This is a genomic window from Clostridioides mangenotii TR (genome assembly GCF_000498755.1).
GTDB lineage: Bacteria > Bacillota > Clostridia > Peptostreptococcales > Peptostreptococcaceae > Metaclostridioides > Metaclostridioides mangenotii_A.
The window spans coordinates 12,999-35,691 of record NZ_AXUS01000012.1; the positions used below are offsets into that span (position 1 = coordinate 12,999).

Annotated in this window: 21 protein-coding genes, 1 pseudogene, 1 riboswitch and 1 other annotated feature; of the genes and pseudogenes, 14 read left to right on the forward strand and 8 right to left on the reverse strand. The window is 30.4% G+C overall.

Annotation, left to right across the window (positions count from 1 at the left end; translation table 11 throughout):
- The first annotated feature begins 19 nt into the window (after window positions 1-19).
- From T473_RS0107445 to serS, 3 genes are all read left to right on the forward strand, one after another.
- A complete protein-coding gene (locus T473_RS0107445; protein WP_024621339.1) occupies window positions 20-1,267 on the forward strand; it encodes an MFS transporter in 1,248 nt (415 codons plus the stop codon).
- A gap of 72 nt (window positions 1,268-1,339) precedes the next feature.
- The gene (locus T473_RS0107450) at window positions 1,340-1,705 is read left to right on the forward strand and encodes a VOC family protein (protein ID WP_024621340.1); all 366 of its coding nucleotides are present in this window, start codon (window positions 1,340-1,342) and stop codon (window positions 1,703-1,705) included.
- A 125-nt stretch (window positions 1,706-1,830) separates the two neighbouring features.
- Window positions 1,831-2,030 (forward strand) — a binding site (T-box leader).
- A 62-nt stretch (window positions 2,031-2,092) separates the two neighbouring features.
- A complete protein-coding gene (gene serS, locus T473_RS0107455; protein WP_024621341.1) occupies window positions 2,093-3,376 on the forward strand; it encodes a serine--tRNA ligase in 1,284 nt (427 codons plus the stop codon).
- Window positions 3,377-3,775: 399 nt separating this feature from the next.
- Here serS and T473_RS0107460 read toward each other — a convergent pair whose 3' ends face one another.
- The 5 genes from T473_RS0107460 to arsA all read right to left on the reverse strand — a co-directional run bounded on the left by T473_RS0107460 (window position 3,776) and on the right by arsA (window position 8,103).
- Window positions 3,776-4,180, reverse strand: coding sequence for an arsenate reductase/protein-tyrosine-phosphatase family protein (locus T473_RS0107460; RefSeq protein ID WP_024621342.1), 405 nt, complete (start codon window positions 4,178-4,180; stop codon window positions 3,776-3,778).
- On the reverse strand, window positions 4,173-5,237 hold the full coding sequence (gene arsB / locus T473_RS0107465) for an ACR3 family arsenite efflux transporter (RefSeq protein WP_024621343.1): 1,065 nt from the start codon (window positions 5,235-5,237) through the stop codon (window positions 4,173-4,175). The genes T473_RS0107460 and arsB overlap by 8 nt, the downstream gene beginning before the upstream one ends.
- Window positions 5,238-5,444: 207 nt before the next feature.
- On the reverse strand, window positions 5,445-5,807 hold the full coding sequence (arsD, locus tag T473_RS0107470; RefSeq protein WP_024621344.1) for an arsenite efflux transporter metallochaperone ArsD: 363 nt from the start codon (window positions 5,805-5,807) through the stop codon (window positions 5,445-5,447).
- 12 nt (window positions 5,808-5,819) lie between these two features.
- Window positions 5,820-6,149, reverse strand: coding sequence for an ArsR/SmtB family transcription factor (locus T473_RS0107475; protein ID WP_024621345.1), 330 nt, complete (start codon window positions 6,147-6,149; stop codon window positions 5,820-5,822).
- A 202-nt stretch (window positions 6,150-6,351) separates the two neighbouring features.
- The gene (gene arsA / locus T473_RS0107480) at window positions 6,352-8,103 is read right to left on the reverse strand and encodes an arsenical pump-driving ATPase (protein WP_024621346.1); all 1,752 of its coding nucleotides are present in this window, start codon (window positions 8,101-8,103) and stop codon (window positions 6,352-6,354) included.
- Between the two features lie 613 nt (window positions 8,104-8,716).
- On the opposite strand from arsA, the gene T473_RS0107485 reads away from it, so the two are divergent.
- Complete coding sequence (locus T473_RS0107485; RefSeq protein WP_024621347.1) at window positions 8,717-8,926, forward strand: SRA domain-containing endonuclease; 210 nt, start codon at window positions 8,717-8,719, stop codon at window positions 8,924-8,926.
- Window positions 8,927-9,038: 112 nt separating this feature from the next.
- Here T473_RS0107485 and T473_RS20095 read toward each other — a convergent pair.
- Window positions 9,039-9,149: pseudogene (locus T473_RS20095) on the reverse strand (hypothetical protein); the annotation flags it as partial.
- A gap of 498 nt (window positions 9,150-9,647) precedes the next feature.
- Here T473_RS20095 and T473_RS0107490 point away from each other — a divergent pair.
- From T473_RS0107490 to T473_RS0107500, 3 genes are read left to right on the forward strand one after another with little or no spacing between them, the layout of a single operon-like run.
- Complete coding sequence (locus tag T473_RS0107490; RefSeq protein WP_024621348.1) at window positions 9,648-9,866, forward strand: FeoA family protein; 219 nt, start codon at window positions 9,648-9,650, stop codon at window positions 9,864-9,866.
- A gap of 18 nt (window positions 9,867-9,884) precedes the next feature.
- The gene (gene feoB, locus T473_RS0107495; RefSeq protein WP_024621349.1) at window positions 9,885-11,729 is read left to right on the forward strand and encodes a ferrous iron transport protein B; all 1,845 of its coding nucleotides are present in this window, start codon (window positions 9,885-9,887) and stop codon (window positions 11,727-11,729) included.
- Between the two features lie 11 nt (window positions 11,730-11,740).
- Window positions 11,741-12,001, forward strand: coding sequence for a hypothetical protein (locus tag T473_RS0107500; protein WP_024621350.1), 261 nt, complete (start codon window positions 11,741-11,743; stop codon window positions 11,999-12,001).
- A gap of 122 nt (window positions 12,002-12,123) precedes the next feature.
- Here the strand turns inward: T473_RS0107500 and T473_RS0107505 are convergent, their stop codons facing one another.
- Window positions 12,124-12,519, reverse strand: coding sequence for a winged helix-turn-helix transcriptional regulator (locus T473_RS0107505; RefSeq protein WP_242825885.1), 396 nt, complete (start codon window positions 12,517-12,519; stop codon window positions 12,124-12,126).
- Between the two features lie 166 nt (window positions 12,520-12,685).
- Between T473_RS0107505 and T473_RS0107510 the strand changes: the two genes are divergently transcribed.
- The 7 genes from T473_RS0107510 (at window position 12,686) to T473_RS0107540 (ending at window position 21,257) form a co-directional block, all read left to right on the forward strand.
- On the forward strand, window positions 12,686-13,084 hold the full coding sequence (locus T473_RS0107510) for a pyridoxamine 5'-phosphate oxidase family protein (protein WP_330369415.1): 399 nt from the start codon (window positions 12,686-12,688) through the stop codon (window positions 13,082-13,084).
- A gap of 57 nt (window positions 13,085-13,141) precedes the next feature.
- The gene (locus T473_RS0107515) at window positions 13,142-13,579 is read left to right on the forward strand and encodes a PaaI family thioesterase (RefSeq protein ID WP_024621353.1); all 438 of its coding nucleotides are present in this window, start codon (window positions 13,142-13,144) and stop codon (window positions 13,577-13,579) included.
- A 632-nt stretch (window positions 13,580-14,211) separates the two neighbouring features.
- The gene (locus T473_RS0107520) at window positions 14,212-15,480 is read left to right on the forward strand and encodes a SulP family inorganic anion transporter (protein ID WP_024621354.1); all 1,269 of its coding nucleotides are present in this window, start codon (window positions 14,212-14,214) and stop codon (window positions 15,478-15,480) included.
- A gap of 221 nt (window positions 15,481-15,701) precedes the next feature.
- Window positions 15,702-16,061, forward strand: a complete 360-nt coding sequence (locus T473_RS0107525) for a hypothetical protein (RefSeq protein ID WP_024621355.1) — start codon at window positions 15,702-15,704, stop codon at window positions 16,059-16,061.
- 409 nt (window positions 16,062-16,470) lie between these two features.
- Window positions 16,471-18,189: a hydroxylamine reductase gene (hcp, locus tag T473_RS0107530; RefSeq protein WP_330369416.1), complete on the forward strand. Its 1,719-nt coding sequence runs from the start codon at window positions 16,471-16,473 to the stop codon at window positions 18,187-18,189.
- A gap of 128 nt (window positions 18,190-18,317) precedes the next feature.
- Window positions 18,318-18,497: riboswitch (Lysine riboswitch) on the forward strand.
- A 150-nt stretch (window positions 18,498-18,647) separates the two neighbouring features.
- A complete protein-coding gene (locus tag T473_RS0107535; RefSeq protein ID WP_024621357.1) occupies window positions 18,648-20,039 on the forward strand; it encodes a YfcC family protein in 1,392 nt (463 codons plus the stop codon).
- Between the two features lie 15 nt (window positions 20,040-20,054).
- Window positions 20,055-21,257, forward strand: coding sequence for a M20 family metallopeptidase (locus T473_RS0107540; protein WP_024621358.1), 1,203 nt, complete (start codon window positions 20,055-20,057; stop codon window positions 21,255-21,257).
- A 115-nt stretch (window positions 21,258-21,372) separates the two neighbouring features.
- Here T473_RS0107540 and nhaA read toward each other — a convergent pair whose 3' ends face one another.
- Entirely contained in the window at window positions 21,373-22,542 is a 1,170-nt protein-coding gene (gene nhaA / locus T473_RS0107545; RefSeq protein ID WP_024621359.1) for a Na+/H+ antiporter NhaA, read from the reverse strand.
- Window positions 22,543-22,693: the final 151 nt, after the last annotated feature.

The following is a 22,693-nucleotide window of genomic DNA, read 5'->3' on the forward strand; positions in this document are numbered from 1 at the left end:
AAAGAACGGAAGTGAATAAGTGGAAGATAATAAAGTAAAAACTACAATCTGGAGCAAAGAGTTTATAATGATAATGCTAATAAACTTATTGATATTTTGTAGTTTCCAGATGCTATTACCAGTTTTACCTGTTTATGTTAAGAGCCTTGGTGCAGCAGATTCGATAATTGGTTGGATAGCGGGTTTATCGACTATAGCTTCGATTTTGATACGTCCGTTTGCTGGAGTAGCCTTAGATAAATACGGTAGAAAAGGTATATTTTTTATAGGTCTGTGTATTGTAATTTCAGCAACTATTTCTTACGGCTGGGTATCAGTAGTAGCAATGATTCTTTTTATTCGATTTATACATGGATTTGGATGGGGAATCTCAAGTACTTCTAGTAGTACTATAGCTTCAGATATTATTCCTAAAAAAAGATTTGGAGAGGGAATGGGATATTTTAGTTTATCTAGTAGTTTAGCTATGGCATTAGCGCCTACTATTGGTTTAAAGATAATTGCTTATTATAATTTTAGAATTGTTTCTATAGTCTCATCTATACTTACAATTGTAGCATTGTTGCTGGCATTTACAATAAAGTATAAAAAGGTAGATAAAGAAAATCTAAAAACTGAATCTTTAAAAGAGTTTACAGAAAATTCTTCTAAAGGATCTTACAATGAATCTATCGAGAAACCTTTTAAATCTAAAGTTAACTTATTTGAGAAAAGTGCAATTGCTCCAGCTTTAGTTATATTTCTCATAACTATTACCTATGGTTCTATAGTAGGATTTATATCTATATATGCGAATGACTTAGGTATAAAAAATGTAGGAATATACTTCGCAATATATGCGATTTCCTTGTTGATTTCTAGACCTTTTTTCGGTAAATTAGTTGATAGGTATGGATTTGATATAGCTGTTTTTCCAGGGCTTACATGTTTATTTCTGGGAATAATGGTATTAGTTTATGCAAATGGGTTACTGATGTTTTCTATAAGTGGAGTTTTATATGGTGTAGGTTTTGGTGCAACACAGTCGAGCCTTCAGACAATGTCTGTGATAAATGCCCCAAAGGAAAATATTGGAGCAGCAAATTCCACGTTTTTTAATGGATTTGACGGGGGTATTGGAGTCGGATCAGTAGTAGCTGGTATAATTGCTTCAAAAATTGGATACAGTAAAATGTATATGTATTTATCAATATCAATAGTCTTAGCTTTTTTGATATATTTCGTTTTTATTAGAGGAAAATCGAGTAATAAAATAGAAATTAAATAATAGCAGAATTAATATTACAAAAAATAAATTAATAAACTATTTAACACAAAAATAATAACGGGGGAATAAATTATGAATTTATGTTGGATTACAATAAAGGTAAATAATCTGGAGGAATCATTAAAATTCTATAATGAAGTGATTGGACTTAATATATCAGAGCGTTTTAATACACCAGATGGCACAGAATTTGCAATGCTAGGGAAGAATAATGAGGCAAAAATAGAGCTTATATACAACCCGAATCACACTAATGTAAAGACAAGCGAAGATATGACAATAGGTTTCTTTGTAGATTCTCAAGAAATAGCGCTTAATATTATGGAAAAGAATAATATAGAGGTGATTAGAGGACCAATTTCTCCTAATCCAGATGTAAGTTTCTTCTTTGTTAAAGATCCTAATGGATATGAAATACAACTTGTAGATAAAAAATAAGCTTTTTAGTTTATGGTTTTATATCTCAACATTAAAGTCAATATAAGTAATCAAACAATTAATAAATATGGTTATATTATCTTTAAAAACCTTGAAAACAAGGGATTAATGATATATAATTATAAGAACCAGCAATGATAAAAGCTGCGATTTAAAATTTCTTCAGAGAGCCGATGTTTGGTGAGAATCGGTGTAATAATAAATCTTTCCACTTTTGGAGCTGTCAGTGAGAACTGAAGGTCGGTATCCTTTATTGTACTATTTCGAGAGGCAAGTCTTTTAGGCTTGCAATTTGGGTGGCAACGCGGAACCTTCCGTCCCATGTTTATACATGTGATGGAGGGTTCTTTTTGATATTATATAATTATTTTTCTAAGGAGGAAAACTATGTTAGATTTAAGATTCGTAAGAGAGAATCCGCATATTGTTAAAGAAAATATTAAGAAAAAATTCCAAGATAACAAGCTTAGCTTAGTAGACGAGGTAATAGCTTTAGATTTAGAGCTAAGAGCAATTAAGCCTCAGGCGGACGAATTAAGAGCAGATAGAAATAAGATTTCTAAAGAAATCGGATCTCTTATGTCACAAGGGAAAAAAGATGAAGCAGAAGAGATGAAGAAAAAAGTTACTGAAGCTTCAGGAAAACTGTCTAATTTAGAAACTAAAGAAAATGAACTACAAGAAAAAATTAAAACTATAATGATGACAATACCAAATATCATTGACGACAGTGTTCCTATTGGTAAAGATGATAGTGAAAATGTCGAGGTCGAACGTTTTGGAGAGCCTATTGTACCAGAATTTGAGGTTCCATACCATACAGATATAATGGAAATGTTTAATGGGATAGACTTAGACAGTGCTAGAAAAGTTGCTGGAAGCGGATTTTACTATTTAATGGGAGATATAGCTAGACTTCACTCAGCTGTAACTTCTTATGCAAGAGATTTTATGATCAATCGTGGATTTACTTATTGTATACCACCATTTATGATAAGGAGTGAAGTTGTAACAGGAGTTATGAGTTTTGCAGAGATGGATGCGATGATGTACAAAATAGAAGGGGAAGACCTTTACTTAATAGGAACTAGTGAACATTCAATGATTGGTAAGTTTATTGATACAATACTTCCTGAGGAAACACTACCACAAACACTTACTAGTTACTCTCCTTGCTTTAGAAAAGAAAAAGGTGCTCATGGAATAGAAGAGAGAGGAGTTTACAGAATACATCAATTTGAAAAACAAGAAATGATAGTCGTTTGTGAACCTGAAGAGAGTCCTATGTGGTACGATAAATTATGGCAAAATACAGTGGATTTCTTTAGAACTTTAGATATTCCAGTTAGAACACTTGAGTGCTGTTCAGGAGATCTTGCAGATCTTAAAGTAAAGTCTGTTGATGTTGAAGCCTGGTCACCAAGACAAGAAAAATACTTTGAGGTAGGAAGTTGTTCAAATTTAGGGGATGCGCAAGCCCGTCGTTTAAAAATACGTGTAAATGGTGAAAATGGCAAATACTTTGCACATACTTTAAACAACACTGTTGTTGCTCCTCCTAGGATGCTTATTGCATTTTTAGAGAACAATTTAACTGCTGAGGGTACTGTTAAAATACCAAAGGACCTACAGCCTTATATGGGTGGAATGACTGAGATAATTAAGAAGTAACTTGGATATATTGAAATCTAAAGGGTATAGAGTTAGATATAAATCTTGGGTAGAGGAAAATACCCCCTTTATACCCCCTCTAGATTAAAAACTTATATAAACCTATAAAAAATAGACCTTCAGCTAATAAAAATAGTTGAGGGTCTTATTTATAGTTTAAATATATTATTTAATGTATTAACCGCTTCATATTTCTTTTCTTCCATGACTTCAGTGTATATGTTCAAGTAATCGATATATCACTATGACCCATAAGAGCCTGTACGGTTTTAGGAGGTACATCATTCTCAAATAACATGAAGTAGTAAAATAGTAATAATAATTATGAATATAAAAAGTGTAGGTACTAATTATTTATAATAAGTACCTACACTTTTTTTTATTTATGCAATATTTATTCTAATTTAGTTCATGTATTCTTAAACAAAGGTCATGCATTTTTTCTTCAATAATTTCAGCTGTTTTATAAAACTCTTCAATTGGTTTACCAGTAGGATCATCTAATCCCCAATCTTCTCTGTATTTACAAGGTAACCAAGGACAATTCACATTACATCCCATAGTTATTACAATATCAATATTTGGTAATTCAGAAATTAATTTATTCCTTTGTGTCTTATTCATATCAATATTGTACAAATCTTTTATAACGGCTACGGCGTCCTGATTTATTTGAGATTTAATTTCTGTTCCACCTGAATAAGGAATAAAAATATCATTTGCATAATCCTTTGCGATTGCTTCTGCCATTTGACTTCTGCATGAGTTATGAACGCATATAAATGCTACTGTTGGTTTACTCATTTATAGACTCCTTTATGAACCAATTTTGAGTACTGTTTGCAATTTTTACAAGCAATAACATAACTGGGACTTCAGTTAATACACCAACTATAGTAGCTAGTGCGACTGGTGATGATGCTCCAAAAAGTGATATAGCAACTGCAACTGATAGCTCAAAGAAGTTCGATGCACCTATCATTCCTGCAGGAGCCGCTACATTATAAGGTAATTTTAATATTTTACAAGCTGTGTATGCTATAGCAAATATCAAGAATGTTTGAATTGTCAGCGGTACAGCAATAAGTACTATATGAAGAGGGTTATTTACAATAACATCTCCTTGGAATGAGAATATTAAAATTAAAGTTAATAGAAGTCCTATTGTAGTAACATTATCGAATTTTTTAATAAATACGTCGTTGTAATAGTCTTCACCTTTAGATTTTATTACCAAAATTCTAGTTAATATACCACCAGCCAATGGAATTACAACAAATAAAACTACTGAAAGTAAAAGTGTATTCATAGGAACTGTAATATCACTAACCCCTAATAAAAATGCAACAATTGGTGCAAAAGCAATTAATATAATTAAATCATTTGTAGCAACCTGAACTACAGTATATGCTGGATCTCCTTTAGTAAGATGGCTCCATACAAAAACCATTGCAGTACATGGAGCAGCACCTAATAAAACTGCTCCAGCAAGATAATCTTTTGCTAGATCAACTGGTATTATATTTTTAAAAACTACATAAAAAAAGAATGAAGCGATTGCATACATAGTAAAAGGTTTAATTAACCAATTTGTAACCCAGGTAACAAACAGTCCTTTTGGTCTTTTACCTACGTTTTTGATACTTTTAAAATCTACCTTCATCATCATAGGGTAGATCATAAGCCAAATAAGTATGGCAATTGGTACTGACACTTGGGCGTATTCAAATTTATTTAAAAATTGCGGTATTGATGGTATAAATTTACCTATAAAAATACCTATTGCCATACATATGAGAACCCATACAGTTAAATATTTCTGAAAAAATCCTATTCCACTGGTTTTATTATTATTGCTCATATATTACCTCCGTATTTTTATTTTATAAAGACGTATCTATCTATTATTTATTATATTATTTAAATAACTGCTAACATAAAATTGCCAGTTTTGATGTTTTATTTTTTAAAAATGAATTTTTTATTTAAAGAGGGGATTAACGATATGTTTAGGATGTGTAAGTATTCTTACACATCCACATAGATTTTAAGAATTAGAGAAGTTTATCTAGCAACAGCTACTGTCACCACCACAACAACTATTATTTGCTGTACTATCTATTTCTACAACAAGTATGCCTGTATATTTATAAAATTCATCACTAGTTAGATGTGATTTTGTTTTAACTATTTCTCCATCAACAATTGTGATTGGTAAAATATCATTATCTTCTGTAAGTAAATTGTTTACATCTTTATTCGTGATGAAAGCTTGAGGTTCGCTAGCTAAATTATATCTAGTAATACCAGCGCCTTGTTTCTTCAGACTGTCTACAACAGTTGCAACTCTTAAAAGTTCAGTATCTACACTTGGGCCACATACTCCAGTTGAACAGCACATTGCTGGATCATATATTTCAATTTTTTTCATAGTTATTGCCTCCTATAATTTTTTATTGGAATTACATCTTTCATCGTCTTTAGATAGATTATCTTTAGTTTTATTAATTTCTAATAAAAAATCTTTTAATTCTAAAATTTTATTATTTTTTAAAGTATATTTCATCCAAGACCCATCTTTTCTAGCACTTACAAGATCACATGCAATTAACATTTTCATGTGATAAGAAAGTGTAGGTTGTGTTATATTAACTTCATCTAAGATATTACAAGCACATAATTCATTGTCAGATAACATATTTAAAATTTTAAGTCTAGTTTCATCTGTTAAAGCTTTAAAGATTAAAGCATATTCAGCGTAAGAATAATTCATATTAACACCTCTTAATTTTAGGATTTATATTTTCATATATTATTATATACAAGATATTTATAATTATCAATATCTTGTATATAATAATATGATGGTATATGTTATCTAAAAATATACTAGATTGATTTTAAGCATTTACTTTATTAAAATACTTCTCATTTAACTTCAATGCTACATAACTATAAAACTGAACAATTTTATTTTAAGAAATTATCTCAAGTAAAGCTTTGTCATTAACTTCTTTTGGTAACCATTTTATGACAGCATAGTTTCCAGATGAAATTCTATTTACTTCATTTATCCATTTTATTTCACTATTAGCCTTTGCTTGTAAAAGTGGAGATTTAGTACCTGTCATTAACATACTTTGATTAATAACCCACCATTTAGAGTGTATATCAGCTCTCTTAAGATCTTCATTCAATCTTTGTGCTTCAAATACAGGTGTTGTTTCAGGAAGAGTAACTATAACAACTTCAGTCTCTTTTTCATCTCTAAGTCTTGGTAATAATCTCTTAACTGATTCTGGAATATTACCTTGAGTTCTCTCAACTTCTTTGTGATAACTTTGAGTTGAATCTAAAAGGAGTAAAGTGTGACCAGTAGGGGCAGTGTCTATTACAACAACCTCATCATCAGCTTTTTCAACAACTTCAGCAAATGCTCTAAATACAGCTATTTCTTGTGTACATGGAGAACGTAGATCTTCTTTTATATATTCTAAGTCGTCACCACTCATAGTTTCTGATGCTTTACTAATTACTTCATCTTGGTATTTCTTAAGTTCATCTTTTTCATTTATATCACTTATTGTGATATTATCATGTGAACTCATAATATATTTTATATGATTTGCTGGATCTGTAGTTGTAAGGTGAACTTTAACACCTTTTTTAGCTAATCCTAGAGCAATAGCTGAAGCCACAGTAGTTTTACCAACACCGCCTTTACCCATAGTAAATATTACTTTTTTATTAGTTTTATAGAAATCTTCTATAAGATCGTTTATAGAAGGAGAGTTTTCATTATCCAAAGTGTCAGTTTCTATTACTGAGTTATCACCTTTTAACATCATTCTGATACTATTTATACCAGATACATTGTAAGAACGCAGTGGAACAGTATAAGTTGTGATATCTTTTATTCCAGTAGGGATATCGTTTAAAGATGCTTGTTGCTTGTTGTATAGTTCAGTGGAGACTTCATCATCCTCTTGTACATTTTCCATAACACCATTAACGACTAAAATCTGATTGTTAACTCCTAATTGTCTCAATTCTTCTGATGCTCTTTCTGCTTCAATTAGAGTAGGTTTTTCAGGTCTTGCTACAAGTACAAGCGTTGTCAAATCTCCATTAGCTAGTGTATCAACAGCATCTTTATAGACTTCTTTCTTTTCTTCTAGTCCAGAAAGTTGCCCAAGACATGAAGCTCCATGAGTACTTTCACTTATAAAGTTAGTCCATGCAGATGGAAGTTGAAGCATTCTAAGTGTGTGTCCTGTGGGAGCTGTATCGAAAATAATATAGTCGTATCTATCTTTAACTTCTTCATCAGCAAGATAATTTGTAAATTCATTAAAAGCAGCTATTTCTACAGTACACGATCCAGATAATTGTTCTTCCATATTTGCAAGTACTGCTTCTGGAAGTTTTCCTTTATATGGCCCTATGACAGAGTCTCTGTATTCTTTTGCAGCTTCTTCTGGATTTAGATTAACCACTGATAAGTTTGGGATTTCTTTTATTTCAGTTGCTCTATTATTTAGATCTGTATTAAATACATCTTGTAGATTTGAAGCAGGATCAGTGCTTATAAGTAAAACTTTTTTACCAGCATCAGCTAATGTAACAGAAGTTGCACAAGCTACAGAAGTTTTACCAGCTCCACCTTTACCCGTATAAAATAAATATTTTGTTAAGTCTAATTCATCAACATCAAATTGTTTGAACATATTATTCATCACCTTTCATTTTTGTTTAAATAAGTTAAAACATATAGATAAGTGTCTATATGAATATTATATGAAATATATAGATATGTGTCAATATGCTTTGATAAAATAGAAAATCTTTATATATCAACAATAAATATAGAAAATATCTATGTTAATTTGATATATATTGAAAGATATTAAAACAAAAGCTAATGGAGTACTACAATACGAATACTCCAGTGTAAGAATGCAGTATTACAAAATAACTATTGCAGTATAAATAACAGATTACTCCAAAACAACTATGGAGAACTTTTTTTATAAAAATTATTCGCCAAAATGTATTAAAATTGTTATATTATATAAGCAGTAGATGAGATAGAATATAAGGATTATAGGAGTATTCCAAGTTAACTATGGAGTACTCTTTTTTATTTTCTGATCATACATAATCTGTAGAATAACTGACTGAGAAATTTTAATTATACAATGACCTCATACAACTACATATGGTAAAATTTAGTTATAATAAGTATAAATTTTTATTCTGAGAGTAATTATAAATAGCTGTAATATTACTAGTAGTTAAAAAGCTACTTTAAAAAATATAAGGTGGACAGGAGATTAACCTATGAAAAATAGATTTGGTTTATCACAAGGGGATGTTTTACAGAATGATGATATAATGAAGGCTTTTCGATGCAGTGGGCAGGGTGGTATGAGAAAATCAAATTCAACTAATACTCTTGTGTTAATATCAGATGAGGCGAAAGGGCTATATGAAGATAAGTGGTATAAAGATGAATTTCATTATACTGGCATGGGTAAAAATGGGGACTAAAGCCTAGACTTTATTACTGTATAAAATAACCCAATAATAACCCAACTACGGGAAAGCTAACTAAAATAATAAAAAAAAAGACCCTCAGTTAATAAATAGCTGAGGGTCTTTATTATAGTTTAAATATATTATTTAGTGTATTTACAGCTTCAAATTTCTTTTCTTCCATAACCTCAGTATAGATGTTTATAGTAACAGATATATCACTATGTGCCATTAAAGCCTGTACTGTTTTTGGCGGAACATCATTTTCAAATAACCTTGTTGTATGTTTTTCTTAATCCATGAAATATAATTGGTTCTATTTCATTTAATTAAACAAGTATAACTTTAGGAAGAGGGATAGTCCTAATCGATTATCTGTCATAGGCTCATATTCTACTACAGTATAATTCTTATTACCATTTTGCTCATATATAGGTTCATTCTGAAGAGTACGGCTAACTGTTAAACAGCAATTATTAAAGTCAATATCAGACCATTTAAGCCCTAATAATTCACCTCTAAGACCTGTACTAATTGATGGGCTCTGTATTTTTATCTCAATGCCCGTCAAGCCTTTTATTTAATCTGTTCTCCATACATACTAGATATTCAAGTAGTTCTATATCTTATACCTAACCCCAGTATAGTACTTGACAATAATTATCAGAGGCGTTATAATTTAACAGAGTTTTAATACAATAATGTAAATCATTATCAATATGTGGAGGGGGATTATATGAAACTATCTGACTGTAAAAGAGGACAAAACGTTCTTATAAAGAAGATAGGTGATGCTAGCATTAAAATGCAAGCTATAAGACTTGGACTTTATGAGGGAGCTAAAGTAAACTGTTCGGCGAAAGTGCCTTGTGGACCAGTTGTATTAAGTAGTAGAATGCAAGAGATTGCAATAGGAAGAAATTTAGCAGAAAGTATAGAAGTTGAACTTTTATAGACGGGGGTTATTAAATTAATGAGTTGTTGTAAAAGCTTAAGAATTGACATACCAGAAGGGGCTAAAACCATTGTACTTGCAGGTAATCCTAATGTTGGGAAATCTGTATTTTTTAATGCCCTAACAGGAATTTATGTAGACGTTTCTAATTTCTCTGGAACAACAGTTGACATATCGCATGGCAAGTACAAAGGTGATGTGGTAATAGACACACCTGGTGTTTATGGAGTATCATCCTTTAATGATGAAGAAACAGTTGCTAAGGATGTTATAATAACAGGAGATATAATACTTAACATAGTAGATGCTCTTCATATTGAAAGAGACTTATTTTTAACAAAGCAGATTATAGATTCTGGAAAGAAAGTAATAGTTGCTCTTAATATGATGGATGATGTAGAAAGAAATGGTATTAAGATCGACGTTGATAGGCTAAGTAATCTTTTAGGTGTTCCTGTAATACCTACGGTTGCTACTAAGAAAAAAGGATTAGATGAAGTAAAAGAAAAAATATTTTCAGCTAAGGTAGGAAATATTAACTCTGATATCGAAAGTATAGTTAGAGAATACAGAGAAATCGTTGATATTGAAAGTGAAGCCCTAATGATAGGAGAAGATGATGAGGAAACTCTTGAAAAATACAATGTACAAGCACCTAATAAAAGAGACGAAATTTATGCAGCAAGAAGAAAAGAAGTTGATGAGATTGTTAAAGAGATAATATTAACAGATGCTGTTAATAAAGGTATTAGAGAAAAAATAGGATACTATATGTTAAAACCACTAACAGGTATTCCGATATTACTTGCAATACTATTCGTTATGTATAAGGTAATCGGGGTATTTGTAGCTGGAGATGTTGTTGACTTCTTATTAGATGGCTTTTTCGTTCCTATTTACGAACCATTTGTTAGAAGCATAACAGGTACTATTACTGGTGGTCAAGAAGGATTTATTTTTGATCTTTTTGCTGGAGAGTATGGAATTCTTACATTAACGGCATCATATATATTTGGACTTCTACTACCACTAGTTATATCATTCTATTTCTTTATGTCTTTAATGGAGGACTCAGGATACCTTCCAAGACTTGCAGCTCTTACTGATAGACTATTATCATTCTTTGGATTAAACGGTAGAGCTATTATTCCTATGATACTTGGATTTGGTTGTGTATCAATGGCAACTATAACAACAAGACTTCTAGGAACAAGAAGAGAAAAAGTAATAGCTACAGCACTTTTAGGACTTACAATACCATGTTCAGCTCAGCTTGGGGTTATTGCAGGTATGATTGCACCTTTAGGTGGGAAGTACTTAGCATTGTATGTAGGTACAATAGTTATTGTTTTTGTTTTAGCAGGAACAGCACTTAACAAAATTTTACCAGGGAAATCATCGGATTTATTTATAGATCTTTCACCAGTAAGACTCCCAAAATTCTCAAACGTATTAGTTAAGACATGGTCTAAGACTAAGATGTTTATAAAGGAAGCAATGCCACTGTTTGCACTAGGAGCGGTTATAATAACTGTTCTAGATGCTACCAATATGCTAACTTGGATTCAAAATGCAGTAGCACCAATTACTGAGAGTTTCTTAGGTCTTCCTAAGGAAGCTGCAACATCATTTGTAATGGGTATAATAAGAAGAGACTTTGGAGCAGCAGGGCTTACTGACCTTGTTCTTACACCAATGCAAACAATTGTTGCTCTAATAACAATTACTTTATTTGTTCCTTGTATAGCAGCTATTATGCTTATATTTAAGGAAAGAAGTAAAACAGAAGCTATTTCTATATGGGTTGGAAGCTTTATAGTTGCATTTTTAGTTGGAGGAGCAGTAGCACAAATTTTTATGTAAGAGGTGTTTAAATGGAAATAACATGCGAAACTTGTGGATATATAGCTAAAAATGAAATAATATGTCCAAGATGCAGGAAACCTTTAGTTTCTTTAACCTGCAATGGAAATTGTTTATCTTGTAATACAAGTAAGAAAAAAATAAAGGCAAATGCCTGTAATATAAAAAATGCTCCTATCACTAGGAGTATTTTTTGTTTGTTTGCTATAGCTTTACATCATAAAATAGACAAAATAAGAAGATACCCAAACGGCAATTTGGATGTAATGTAAGTAAATTACTAAAATGTATAGTCTGGAATTAAAAATAATAACACAACTAGCGGAAGGTTAGTTAAAATAATATAAAAAGATAGACCCTAAACTATTTATTAGCTGAGGTCTATCTTTTTATATTATTTGATGTCTTGGCATTTTTTACACTTATCTCCACATGCTTTTTCTTCTTTCATATTAATGGAGCCCCATTTTGCAAATTTGCCTAAAATAGGAATAATGCTATTACCTTTTTCAGTTATAGTATATTCAACTTTAGGAGGAACTTCATTGTACTGTTTGCGAAGTATAATTTCATCAGATTCTAATTCTTTTAATGATTGAGCCAACATGGTGTTTGTAATATCTTCTAATTTTCTTTTTAAACTACTATATCTCGTTGGTTTACCTGATGCTAATATGCAAAGAATAGGTAACTTCCACTTACCCCCAACAATGTCTAATGCGTACTTTATTGGACAAATCAACTCTTCACTATTTAAAATCATTTTTTCATTCCCTAAACTCATGATCATTCAATCCTTCCAAGAGTATATTTTTTAGTACTATATTAGTATACTTTAGATACTTTATAAGTAAAAACTGCATACTTGTTTTATATGTATTTTATATTAAAATTATATCAAAGGGTAATCCTTGGTACAAGTGATATCCTTAATATTAGTTTCTTAAAGGAGTGTAATGATTATGAAAGCATTAGATTTTTTAAACAAAGCAGGAATTTATTATTTAGCAACAACTGAAGGTGATCAAGCTCGAGTACGCCCACTTGGTTTCGTTATGGAATTCAACGAAAAACTTGCATTCTGTACATCAAACCAAAAGAAAATGTTTAAGCAACTTAATAATAATCCAAAAGTAGAAATCTGCTGTATTGATCAAAAATTTAACACTTTACGTATTACGGGAAAAGCTACGTTTGCTACATCAAAAGAAACACAAATAAAAGCGCTTGAAATAATGCCAGATTTAAGCAAAATGTATTCAGTAGGAGATGGTAAATTTGAAATATTCTACATTGATGAAGCAATTGCTAAATGTTATTCAATGAGTGGTAAAAAAGTTGATATAGAGATTTAGTTTAAAAATAATTACTTACTATATTTACATATTTATCTCGGAGGGGGTACAGTTAATATGGATACTAACGAAGTACTTTATAACAGAATAAACGATAGTTTTAAAAAACAGAATTTTTTATCATTTATTGGTGCAGAACTTATGCATGTTGAAGATGGCAAGGTAATAATTACATGTGAACGTAAAGATTTTTTAACTCAACAACAGGGATTAATACATGGAGGAGTTGTCACATCATTAGCTGATGTGTCTTGTGGATATTCAGCTCTGACGACTATGTCCGAAGATTCCGAAGTGCTAACCGTTGAATTTAAAATAAATTTAATTCGGCCTGCGATTTCAAACAAAATTGTGGCTACTGGTAAAGTTATAAAATCTGGAAAAACTCTAGTTATAGTAGAGTCAACAGTTACAGATGAAAGTGGAGAGAAGATAATTGCAAAGATGTTAGCAACTATGATTACAACAAAATCTAAAAATAGTTATAGATATTAAATAAATATATAAAGGTATATATAAAACCAAAAACCTTCAGCTATAAGTAGTTGAGGGTCTTTTTACAGTTTAAATACTTTATTTAGTGTATTTACAGCTTCTAAAATTCAGTTTATTATAAAAAACCACAATAATACCACAATCAGATAGTTTAAGGTTAAGAAAATTAAAAAGCGATAGCTTTGTACTTATAACTATATTTGGTAAAGTGGATAGGGTGGTATGAGAAAATTAAATTCCTCTAATACTCTTGTATTGATATCAGATGAGACGAAAGGACTATATAAAGATAAGTGGTATAAAGATGAATTTCAGTCCTATTTAACTCACTATAAATAGTCAAGCGGTATCTTTTATATTTTTTAACAATTACTCTAACATTAATCCTTCTTTTATTAAAATTTCTATTTTCTCTTTCAATTGTGATAAGATGTTTATATATCTTAGTTAGATTTCCTTGTATATAAAATTTTGTGTCGCAACATAATTTTACATGATAAAGCGCTAACTATGAGCTTGCTTTTTTAATTTGTCGTTTTTTTATAAAATTTGTTATTATTTATGGATTTTATCAAAAAATAGGACTAATATAGTAAATGTCGCAATAATTCGTTTTGGAGGGAAGTGTTTAAGTGTTACCAAAGTTATTTAAAATGAAGAAAGAAAATGAATTAACAAAGGAGGAAATAGGTAAGGATATAGTAGCAGGAATTATAGTTGCTATAATAGCTCTTCCATTATCTATAGCTTTAGCCATATCATCTGGAGTATCTCCAGAAAAAGGACTTATAACTGCTATATTCGCAGGATTTGTAATATCTTTTCTAGGTGGTAGTAAGGTTCAAATTGGTGGACCAACAGGGGCATTTGTTGTAATAGTTTATGGTATAGTTAAAACTTATGGAATGACTGGACTTATAACGATTACAATGATGTCAGGAATTATATTGGTAGTTATGGGTCTACTTAAATTTGGATATTTAATAAAATATGTACCTCAAACTATAACAGTAGGGTTTACTAGTGGTATTGCAGTAACGTTACTTACAACTCAGTTGAAGGACTTCTTTGGACTTAGAATAATAGATGTACCAGCTGAATTTATAGAAAAGGTAGAAAGCTATATACATAATAGATCTACTTTTGATATAGCAACATTTCTAATAGGATTAGCATGTATTTTGATATTAGTTTACTGGCCTAAGGTAAACAAAAAAATACCAGCTTCAATAATAGTATTAATATTATCTACTTTAGTTGTAAACTTATTTAATCTACAAACTGATACAATAGGTTCTAGGTTTAATGAAATATCATCGTCTATACCAAAACCACAAATACCGCATATTGATTTACAAATAATTAAAACTTTAATAAAACCAGCTATAACGGTTGCTTTGCTAGGTGCAATAGAATCGTTACTTTCTTGCGTAGTTTCTGACAATATGATAAATGATAAGCATGATTCTAATATGGAACTTGTAGCACAAGGACTTGGAAATATCGCATCTTCAATATTTGCTGGGATTCCAGCAACTGGAGCTATAGCTAGAACAGCGGCTAATGTTAAAAATGGGGGTAAAAGTCCTATATCAGGTATAGTACATGCTATAACATTATTACTTATAATGGTTGTATTAATGCCTCTTGCTAAACTTATACCAATGGCTACACTAGCGGCAATACTTATAGTAGTTTCTTATAATATGGGAGAATGGTCTCATTTTAGAAGGTTATTATCTTCAAGTAAATCGGATGGCTTAGTATTGGTTGTAACATTTGTATTTACAGTAGTATTTGATTTAGTATTTGCAATAGGGGTAGGTATGACCATACATTATGTATTGAAATTCGTTAAAAGTAGGAGAAAAAAAGAAGAAGATGAATTGAAAGCGGCTTAGTACATTAAGTGATTTTTTTTCAAAGAGTAATATAATCGATTCGTATAAAAATAGATATTTAACTAAAATATATAACAAAGCAAATTTTATTAAATTTACCTTATTAGACAATGTATTATTACAATAGCCTCAATGCCTTTTTAATTAAGGTTAAATTAAGGATACTGTATTATAATCTAAACTATTGAACAAAAACAAATAAAAAAGGAGTAATATTAATTATGAGAAAAGATAACAAAAAAAGAAAAAATCCAGTGGTTCTAGCGTTATATACAATATCAATACTTTTAGGTATTTACACAATATTTACAATATATAGCTCATACATATATATTTCAAGTCTAGGATCTCAAGGTCTTGTAATAAAGGATGAATTACAAAGTATAATAAACTATTTTGGAACGGCTTCTGTACCATTCCTATTCTACTCAATAGCTACATTTGCAATAGGTTATATTATAGATAAACTAAACTACATAACAAACGATATGAAAAAGTTTAATAGAGGAGATATAAAAGAAGAAGTTATAAATATAGATAATAATGAAGATATAAGTGAAGATATAAAAGAAGAAATATAACTAATATATAAATAAAAGTTGTAGCAAAATGAAGTGAACCCCAAAAGTTAGACCTAAAAATCTAATTTTTGGAGGTTCATTTTTGTGTCTAAATATAACTATGAATTTAAATTAAAAGTAGTAAAATTTTGTTCCCAATGCCATGCGCCCATGGTCTTATGATATAGAACATATTAATGGTCTTATTTTATTATAAATAATTTAATAATAGTATTTTTAAAATAGTAAATAAATTTAAAAAATAATTGTATTCCAAGCCTATTAAATCTTTATTAAAATAGCTTTCATAAATTTATAAATTGTAACTTATGTTACAGAAAATAATGTTGAGTTAAGTTAAACTAAATTTATGTTTTGAATGACAAACAAATTCAATTAATAATAATCTTAAAATAAATCGGAGGAAGAAATGATGGAAAATAAAATGTTTTGTTTTCAGTGTCAAGAGACAGCAGGATGTACAGGGTGTACAAAGTTTGGGGTGTGTGGAAAATCACCAGATTTATCAAGAATGCAGGACTTATTGATATATACTACAAAGGGAATATCTGAAGTTACAACTAGACTTAGAAGTGAAGGCCAATTTGTTGATAGTAGTGTTAATCACTTAATAACAATAAACTTATTCTCAACAATAACTAATGCAAACTTCAACGATGAAGTATTTTATGCAAGGATAAAAGAAACTTTAGATTCAAAGGAAAGTTTATTAGCTGAATTAAAGAATAAAAATAATTTATCAGAGGCAGCACTTTGGAATGCTTCAAGTAAGAGAGAGATAGATCAAAAAGTTGGACTTTTAGAAAAGTTAAAAAATATGATATTACCAAAAGAAGAAGTGACATTAAAAGATGTATTAGATGATAAATCAACTAGTGTAGGGGTTCTTGCAACAAAAGATGAAGATATAAGAAGTTTAAGAGAACTTATAATATATGGATTAAAAGGAATGTCTGCATATGTTAAGCATGCCAATGCCCTAGGGTATGACAGTGAAGAAGTAAATGCATTTATGCAATCTACTCTAGCTAAAACTTTAGATGATAAGTTAACAATAGATGAATTGATAGCATTAACTTTAGATACTGGTAGAGTTGGGGTAGATGCAATGGCTTTACTTGATGGAGCAAATACAGGATCTTATGGACATCCTGAAATAACTAAAGTTAACATAGGTGTAAGAAAGAATCCAGGATTACTTGTATCAGGACATGACTTAAAAGACCTAGAAATGTTACTTAAGCAAACAGAAGGTACTGGAGTAGATGTGTATACTCACTCAGAAATGTTACCTGCTCACTATTACCCAGCATTTAAAAAGTACTCTCATTTTGTAGGTAACTACGGAAATGCTTGGTGGAAACAAAAAGAAGAGTTTGAAAGTTTCAATGGGCCAATACTTATGACTACAAACTGTGTCGTACCACCAAAAGATAGCTACAAAGATAGATTATACACTACTGGAGCATCTGGGTTTCCAGGCTGTCATCATATAAAAGGAAACAGCGAGGATGATAAGGATTTTTCTGTAATAATAAAACATGCTAAAAATTGTAAACCACCAGTAGAAATTGAAACTGGAGAGATAATAGGTGGTTTTGCTCATAATCAGGTATTTGAACTTGCGGATAAGGTTGTAGAAGCAGTGAAGTCTGGTGCAATTAAGAAGTTCTTTGTAATGGCGGGTTGCGATGGTCGTGCAAAATCAAGAAACTATTATACTGACTTTGCAAAAGCACTTCCAAAAGATACTGTAATATTAACTGCAGGTTGTGCTAAATACAAGTATAACAAATTAAGTCTAGGTGATATAAATGGAATACCAAGAGTATTAGATGCAGGTCAATGTAATGACTCGTATTCTCTAGCACTTATAGCACTTAAATTAAAAGAAGCGTTCGAGCTTGATGATATAAACGAATTACCTATAGCATTTAATCTAGCTTGGTATGAGCAAAAAGCTGTAATAGTATTATTATCATTATTATACCTAGGGGTTAAGAATATCCACTTAGGCCCAACACTACCAGCATTTTTATCACCAAATGTAGCTAAAGTTTTAGTTGAAAACTTTGGAATAGCTGGAATAACTAACGTGGAAGATGATTTAAAGATTTTTTTAGACTAAGCTAATTTGTAAATGTAATAATTATTAAAATACTGAAAAACTCTAAAAATATTTACAATCTTGATATGTTATGCTACAATTACTTACAACAAATAAAATTTAATAGGAATTACCTCGTCTAATGAAAAGATTGAGGTAGAGGTCGCATTTACTAAGATTAATATTGAATAGGTCGGAAGCCAGTGAAGCAATATAAAAGGAGTAAGTGCCGAAGTGCTAGTGTCCAAAGCTAGTGCTGGGGCTGTATTTAATAAGTACAGTACTGTCATCAAAATTATCCTGAATTTTGATGGAGAGCTATCTTAAATAAGATAAAAGGAAGATGTAGGTATGTTGTATTTAGCACATTCAGCTCAACATGTATTCATGTTGAGCTTTTTTACATCCATACAAACTAGGATAGAAAAAGGGAAAGCGATAATCAAATATTTTAACTTAAAAAGTGGGGAGATTTAAAAATGAGTAGTTTAAAAAAGAAAAAGTTTACTATGCCTCAGACGCTTACTATAATATTTTTACTAATAATAGTAATGGCAGTTCTTACTTGGATAGTACCAAGTGGAAGTTTTGAAAGAGTAGATATAGAAGGAAGAGCGGTTGTTGTAGCTGGAACTTATGAAAAAGTATCATCAAATCCACAAGGAGTTACTGAAGTATTTACAGCACCTATAAATGGTTTTATAGATGCTGCTGAAGTAGTTGGATTTGTTTTAATAGTTGGAGGAGCTTTTGGTATAGTTAATAAAACAGGAGCCATAGAAGCCATCATAGCTCATACTGTAAATAAAATGAAGAAATCTCAATTTTTAATAATACCTATATCAATGATTTTATTTGGACTAGGTGGAACAACATTTGGAATGAGTGAAGAAACACTGCCTTTTTATATGATATTTATTCCACTTATGACTAGCATGGGATATGATTCATTAACAGCAGTGGCAACAGTGTTTATAGGAGCAACAGCTGGATTTGGAGCAGCTACTACGAATCCTTTCTCTGTAGGAATAGCACAAGCGCTTTCACAGATAGCACCAGGTTCTGGAATAGAGTATAGGGTTGTAATGTTTATAATATATATGGCTATATGTATAGGATTTGTTATGATGTATGCTAATAAAGTTAAAAAAGATCCTACAAAGTCTTTAGTACAGGATATATCACTTAATCAAGAAGCTATAGCTAATAGTGATACAAACATAAAAGAGTTTACAAAAATAGAAGCTATGGTAATAGCTATATTCACATTAGGCATGGGGATTATGGTATATGGAGTTTTAAAACAAGGATGGTACATAAGTGAAATTGCAATGATATTTACAGCTATAGGTGTTATATCAGGAATAGCATCAGGGCTTAAACAAGATGAAATAGTTAATTCATTTATAAGTGGATCAAAAGATTTAATTTCAGCAGGATTATGTATAGCATTTGCACGTGGTATAGTAATAATAGCAGAAAATGGATATATAATAGATACAATCTTAAATTCTGCAGCAAATGTATTAAATGGATTACCAAAAGCTATATTTATAAATTTAACTTTCTTAATAGAAGGTTTAATAGCATTTTTAATACCGTCAGCATCAGGACTTGCATCACTTACAATACCTGTACTTGCACCACTGGGAGATTTAGTAGATGTATCTAGACAAATGATAGTTACAGCTTATCAATTTGGTATAGGTGTAACTAACTTAATTACACCTACATCAGGTGTTTTAATGGGAGCACTAGCACTAGCTAATATTCCTTGGTCAAAGTGGGTTAGATTCGTAATTCCTTTAATTATAGTATTAGTAATTACTACCATGGTATTTTTAACAACAGGCTTATATATAGGGTTCTAATATAGGAGGTAAATTATGATAGAAAGTATAAAGAAAAGATCTTATGAGATAGAGAATGAACTGGGAAAAGAAATTGAAGAAGTATGTGATTTTATATTTAATAATCCAGAAATAGGAGAAGAAGAATACATATCATCTAAATACTTAGTCGATAAAATGATGGAATATGGATTTGATACAACTTATCCATACTGCAATATAGAAACTGCTTTTAGAGCAGAACTAGGAGATAATGATGGTCCTACTATCGCATTTTTAGCAGAGTATGATGCATTACCTGGATATGGAGAAAATAATGAACCAGCTCATGCTTGTGGGCATAACTGGATTGCGGCATCGACATTAGGGGCTTGTATAGTATTAAGTAAGTTAAAAGAAAATTTTAAAGGGAAAATTGTATTAATAGGAACACCAGCTGAAGAAACAACAGGAGGAAAATGTGATTTAGTTAAAGCAGAGGCTTTTGATGATATTGATGTATGTTATCAGATGCATATAGAAGCTTTTAATAATATAAAATGCAAGGCTTTGGCAATAGATTCAATAGAGTTTAGTTTTGAAGGAGTAGCAGCACATGCAGCTAGTCACCCTCATATGGGAGTTAATGCATTAGATGCTGTACAACTTACCTTTGCAGGAATAAATGCACTAAGACAACATGTGAAATCAGATGTTAGAATACATGGGATAGTTTCAAATGGAGGAGAAGCTCCAAATATAGTTCCAGAAAAGGCGTCTTGTAAGTTTTACATAAGAGCTAGTGAAAGAAGTTATTTAGATGAAGTAACTAAAAAGGTTATAAATTGTGCAAAAGGTGCAGAGTTAATGACAGGTGCTAAGCTTTCCTATAGATATTTTGAAAATTCTTTTGACAATATAGTAAACAACAAGATGCTTCAAGATATAACAAAGAACAATTTAATTGAGGTAGGTATAACGGATATATTAGAAGGAAAAGATGGTCCAGTAGGCTCTACAGATATAGGCAATGTAAGTCAAGTTTGTCCTACTATGTATACAGAAATAGCTTTAGATATAAATCCAATGGTATATGTTCATGAAAAAGAGTTTTTAAATCATGCAAATTCTAAGGAAGCTTATGAAAAACTTCACAAATCAGTAAAGGCAATGGTTGGATGTGCATTAGAAATTTATTTGAAAGATGGACTACTTGATGAGATTAAGAAAAATCACTTAAATAAAGCTGATTTAAAATAATAGAACAAAAAAGGTATTACCGAAAAATTGGTAATACCTTTTTTGTTCTATCATTTTAGAGTTAGTTTTATATATAATATATATTCGTATATTCTTCTGTATAGCGTAAAGCTTTTTACTGAATCCTAAATACTTTTAAGTAAATACTATAAAGATAGATGCAAACTGCTGTAGACATTACAGATATAATTGAAGCTACTAGAATAGATAGCTTCGCAATATCTACCAAAACTAAGTCATGTATAAAAGCGATCTCCGTTACAAATATAGACATAGTGAAACCAATACCTGCCAATAAAGATACTATAAACAAAGACACCCAACTAGTATTTTTAGGCTTTTCAGTAATATGAAGCAAACTTCCTATATATGTAAATAGGATTATTCCAAGAGGCTTTCCAACACACAATCCTATAATAATACCTAAAATTAACGGATATGAGCTAGAGATATCTATGTTATATACTAATACTATTCCAGTGTTGGCAAACGCGAATAACGGAACTATGAACAAATTATTAATAGGAGTTAAAATTTTCAGGAGTCTGTCTAATGTACTTATTTTGCTATGTCCAGATGATGGAATAGATATTGCTAATAAAACACCACTAATGGTAGAGTGTATACCACTTAGATGGATAAAGTACCAAAGACATAACCCTGCAATAAGATAGTATAAGATACTTTGTACATTAAATATTTTATTTGCTATTATAAGTAAAAAAAATATAATAAGTGCAATTATTAAAAAAGGTAATTTTATATTCAGAGAATAAATTACTCCAATGCATATTATTGATATTAAATCATCGACAACCGCCAATGATAGTAAAAATACACTAAGTTTAGGATCTAGTTTATTTTTGAATATATAAAATACGCCTACTGCAAAAGCTATATCAGTGGATACTGGTATGCATATTCCACTTAAATAAGAAGTATTTCTATTGAATATAAAATATATTATTGCAGGTAAAACCACACCGCCTATTGCAGCAATTATAGGGAAAGATGCCTTTTTAAGAGTAGATAGATTCCCATGAAGTACTTCGCGTTTAATCTCAAGACCTGCAACTAAAAAAAATATTGACATTAAAAAATCATTTATAAACATATGTAATGAGAAATCGTTGACTATGTATACATCGTTAAATATATTATGATAAATTTTACTAAATGGGCTATTGCAAATGATAATAGCTGATATTGTAGCAAAAATAAGCATTATACTTGTTATTAATTCTATTTGAAAATTCTTCTTTTTATATGTTTTAATAAATCCCAATCAATCACCAACTAACTTTCAAAATTAAGTTAATAAAATCTAATTATGCTAAAAATAAAATATTACCTATGAATAATACTATGATAGGACTAATAGGTTTAATCATAAAAAATAAAAAGATTATATAGAGTGTATGAGTTTACTTAGACAC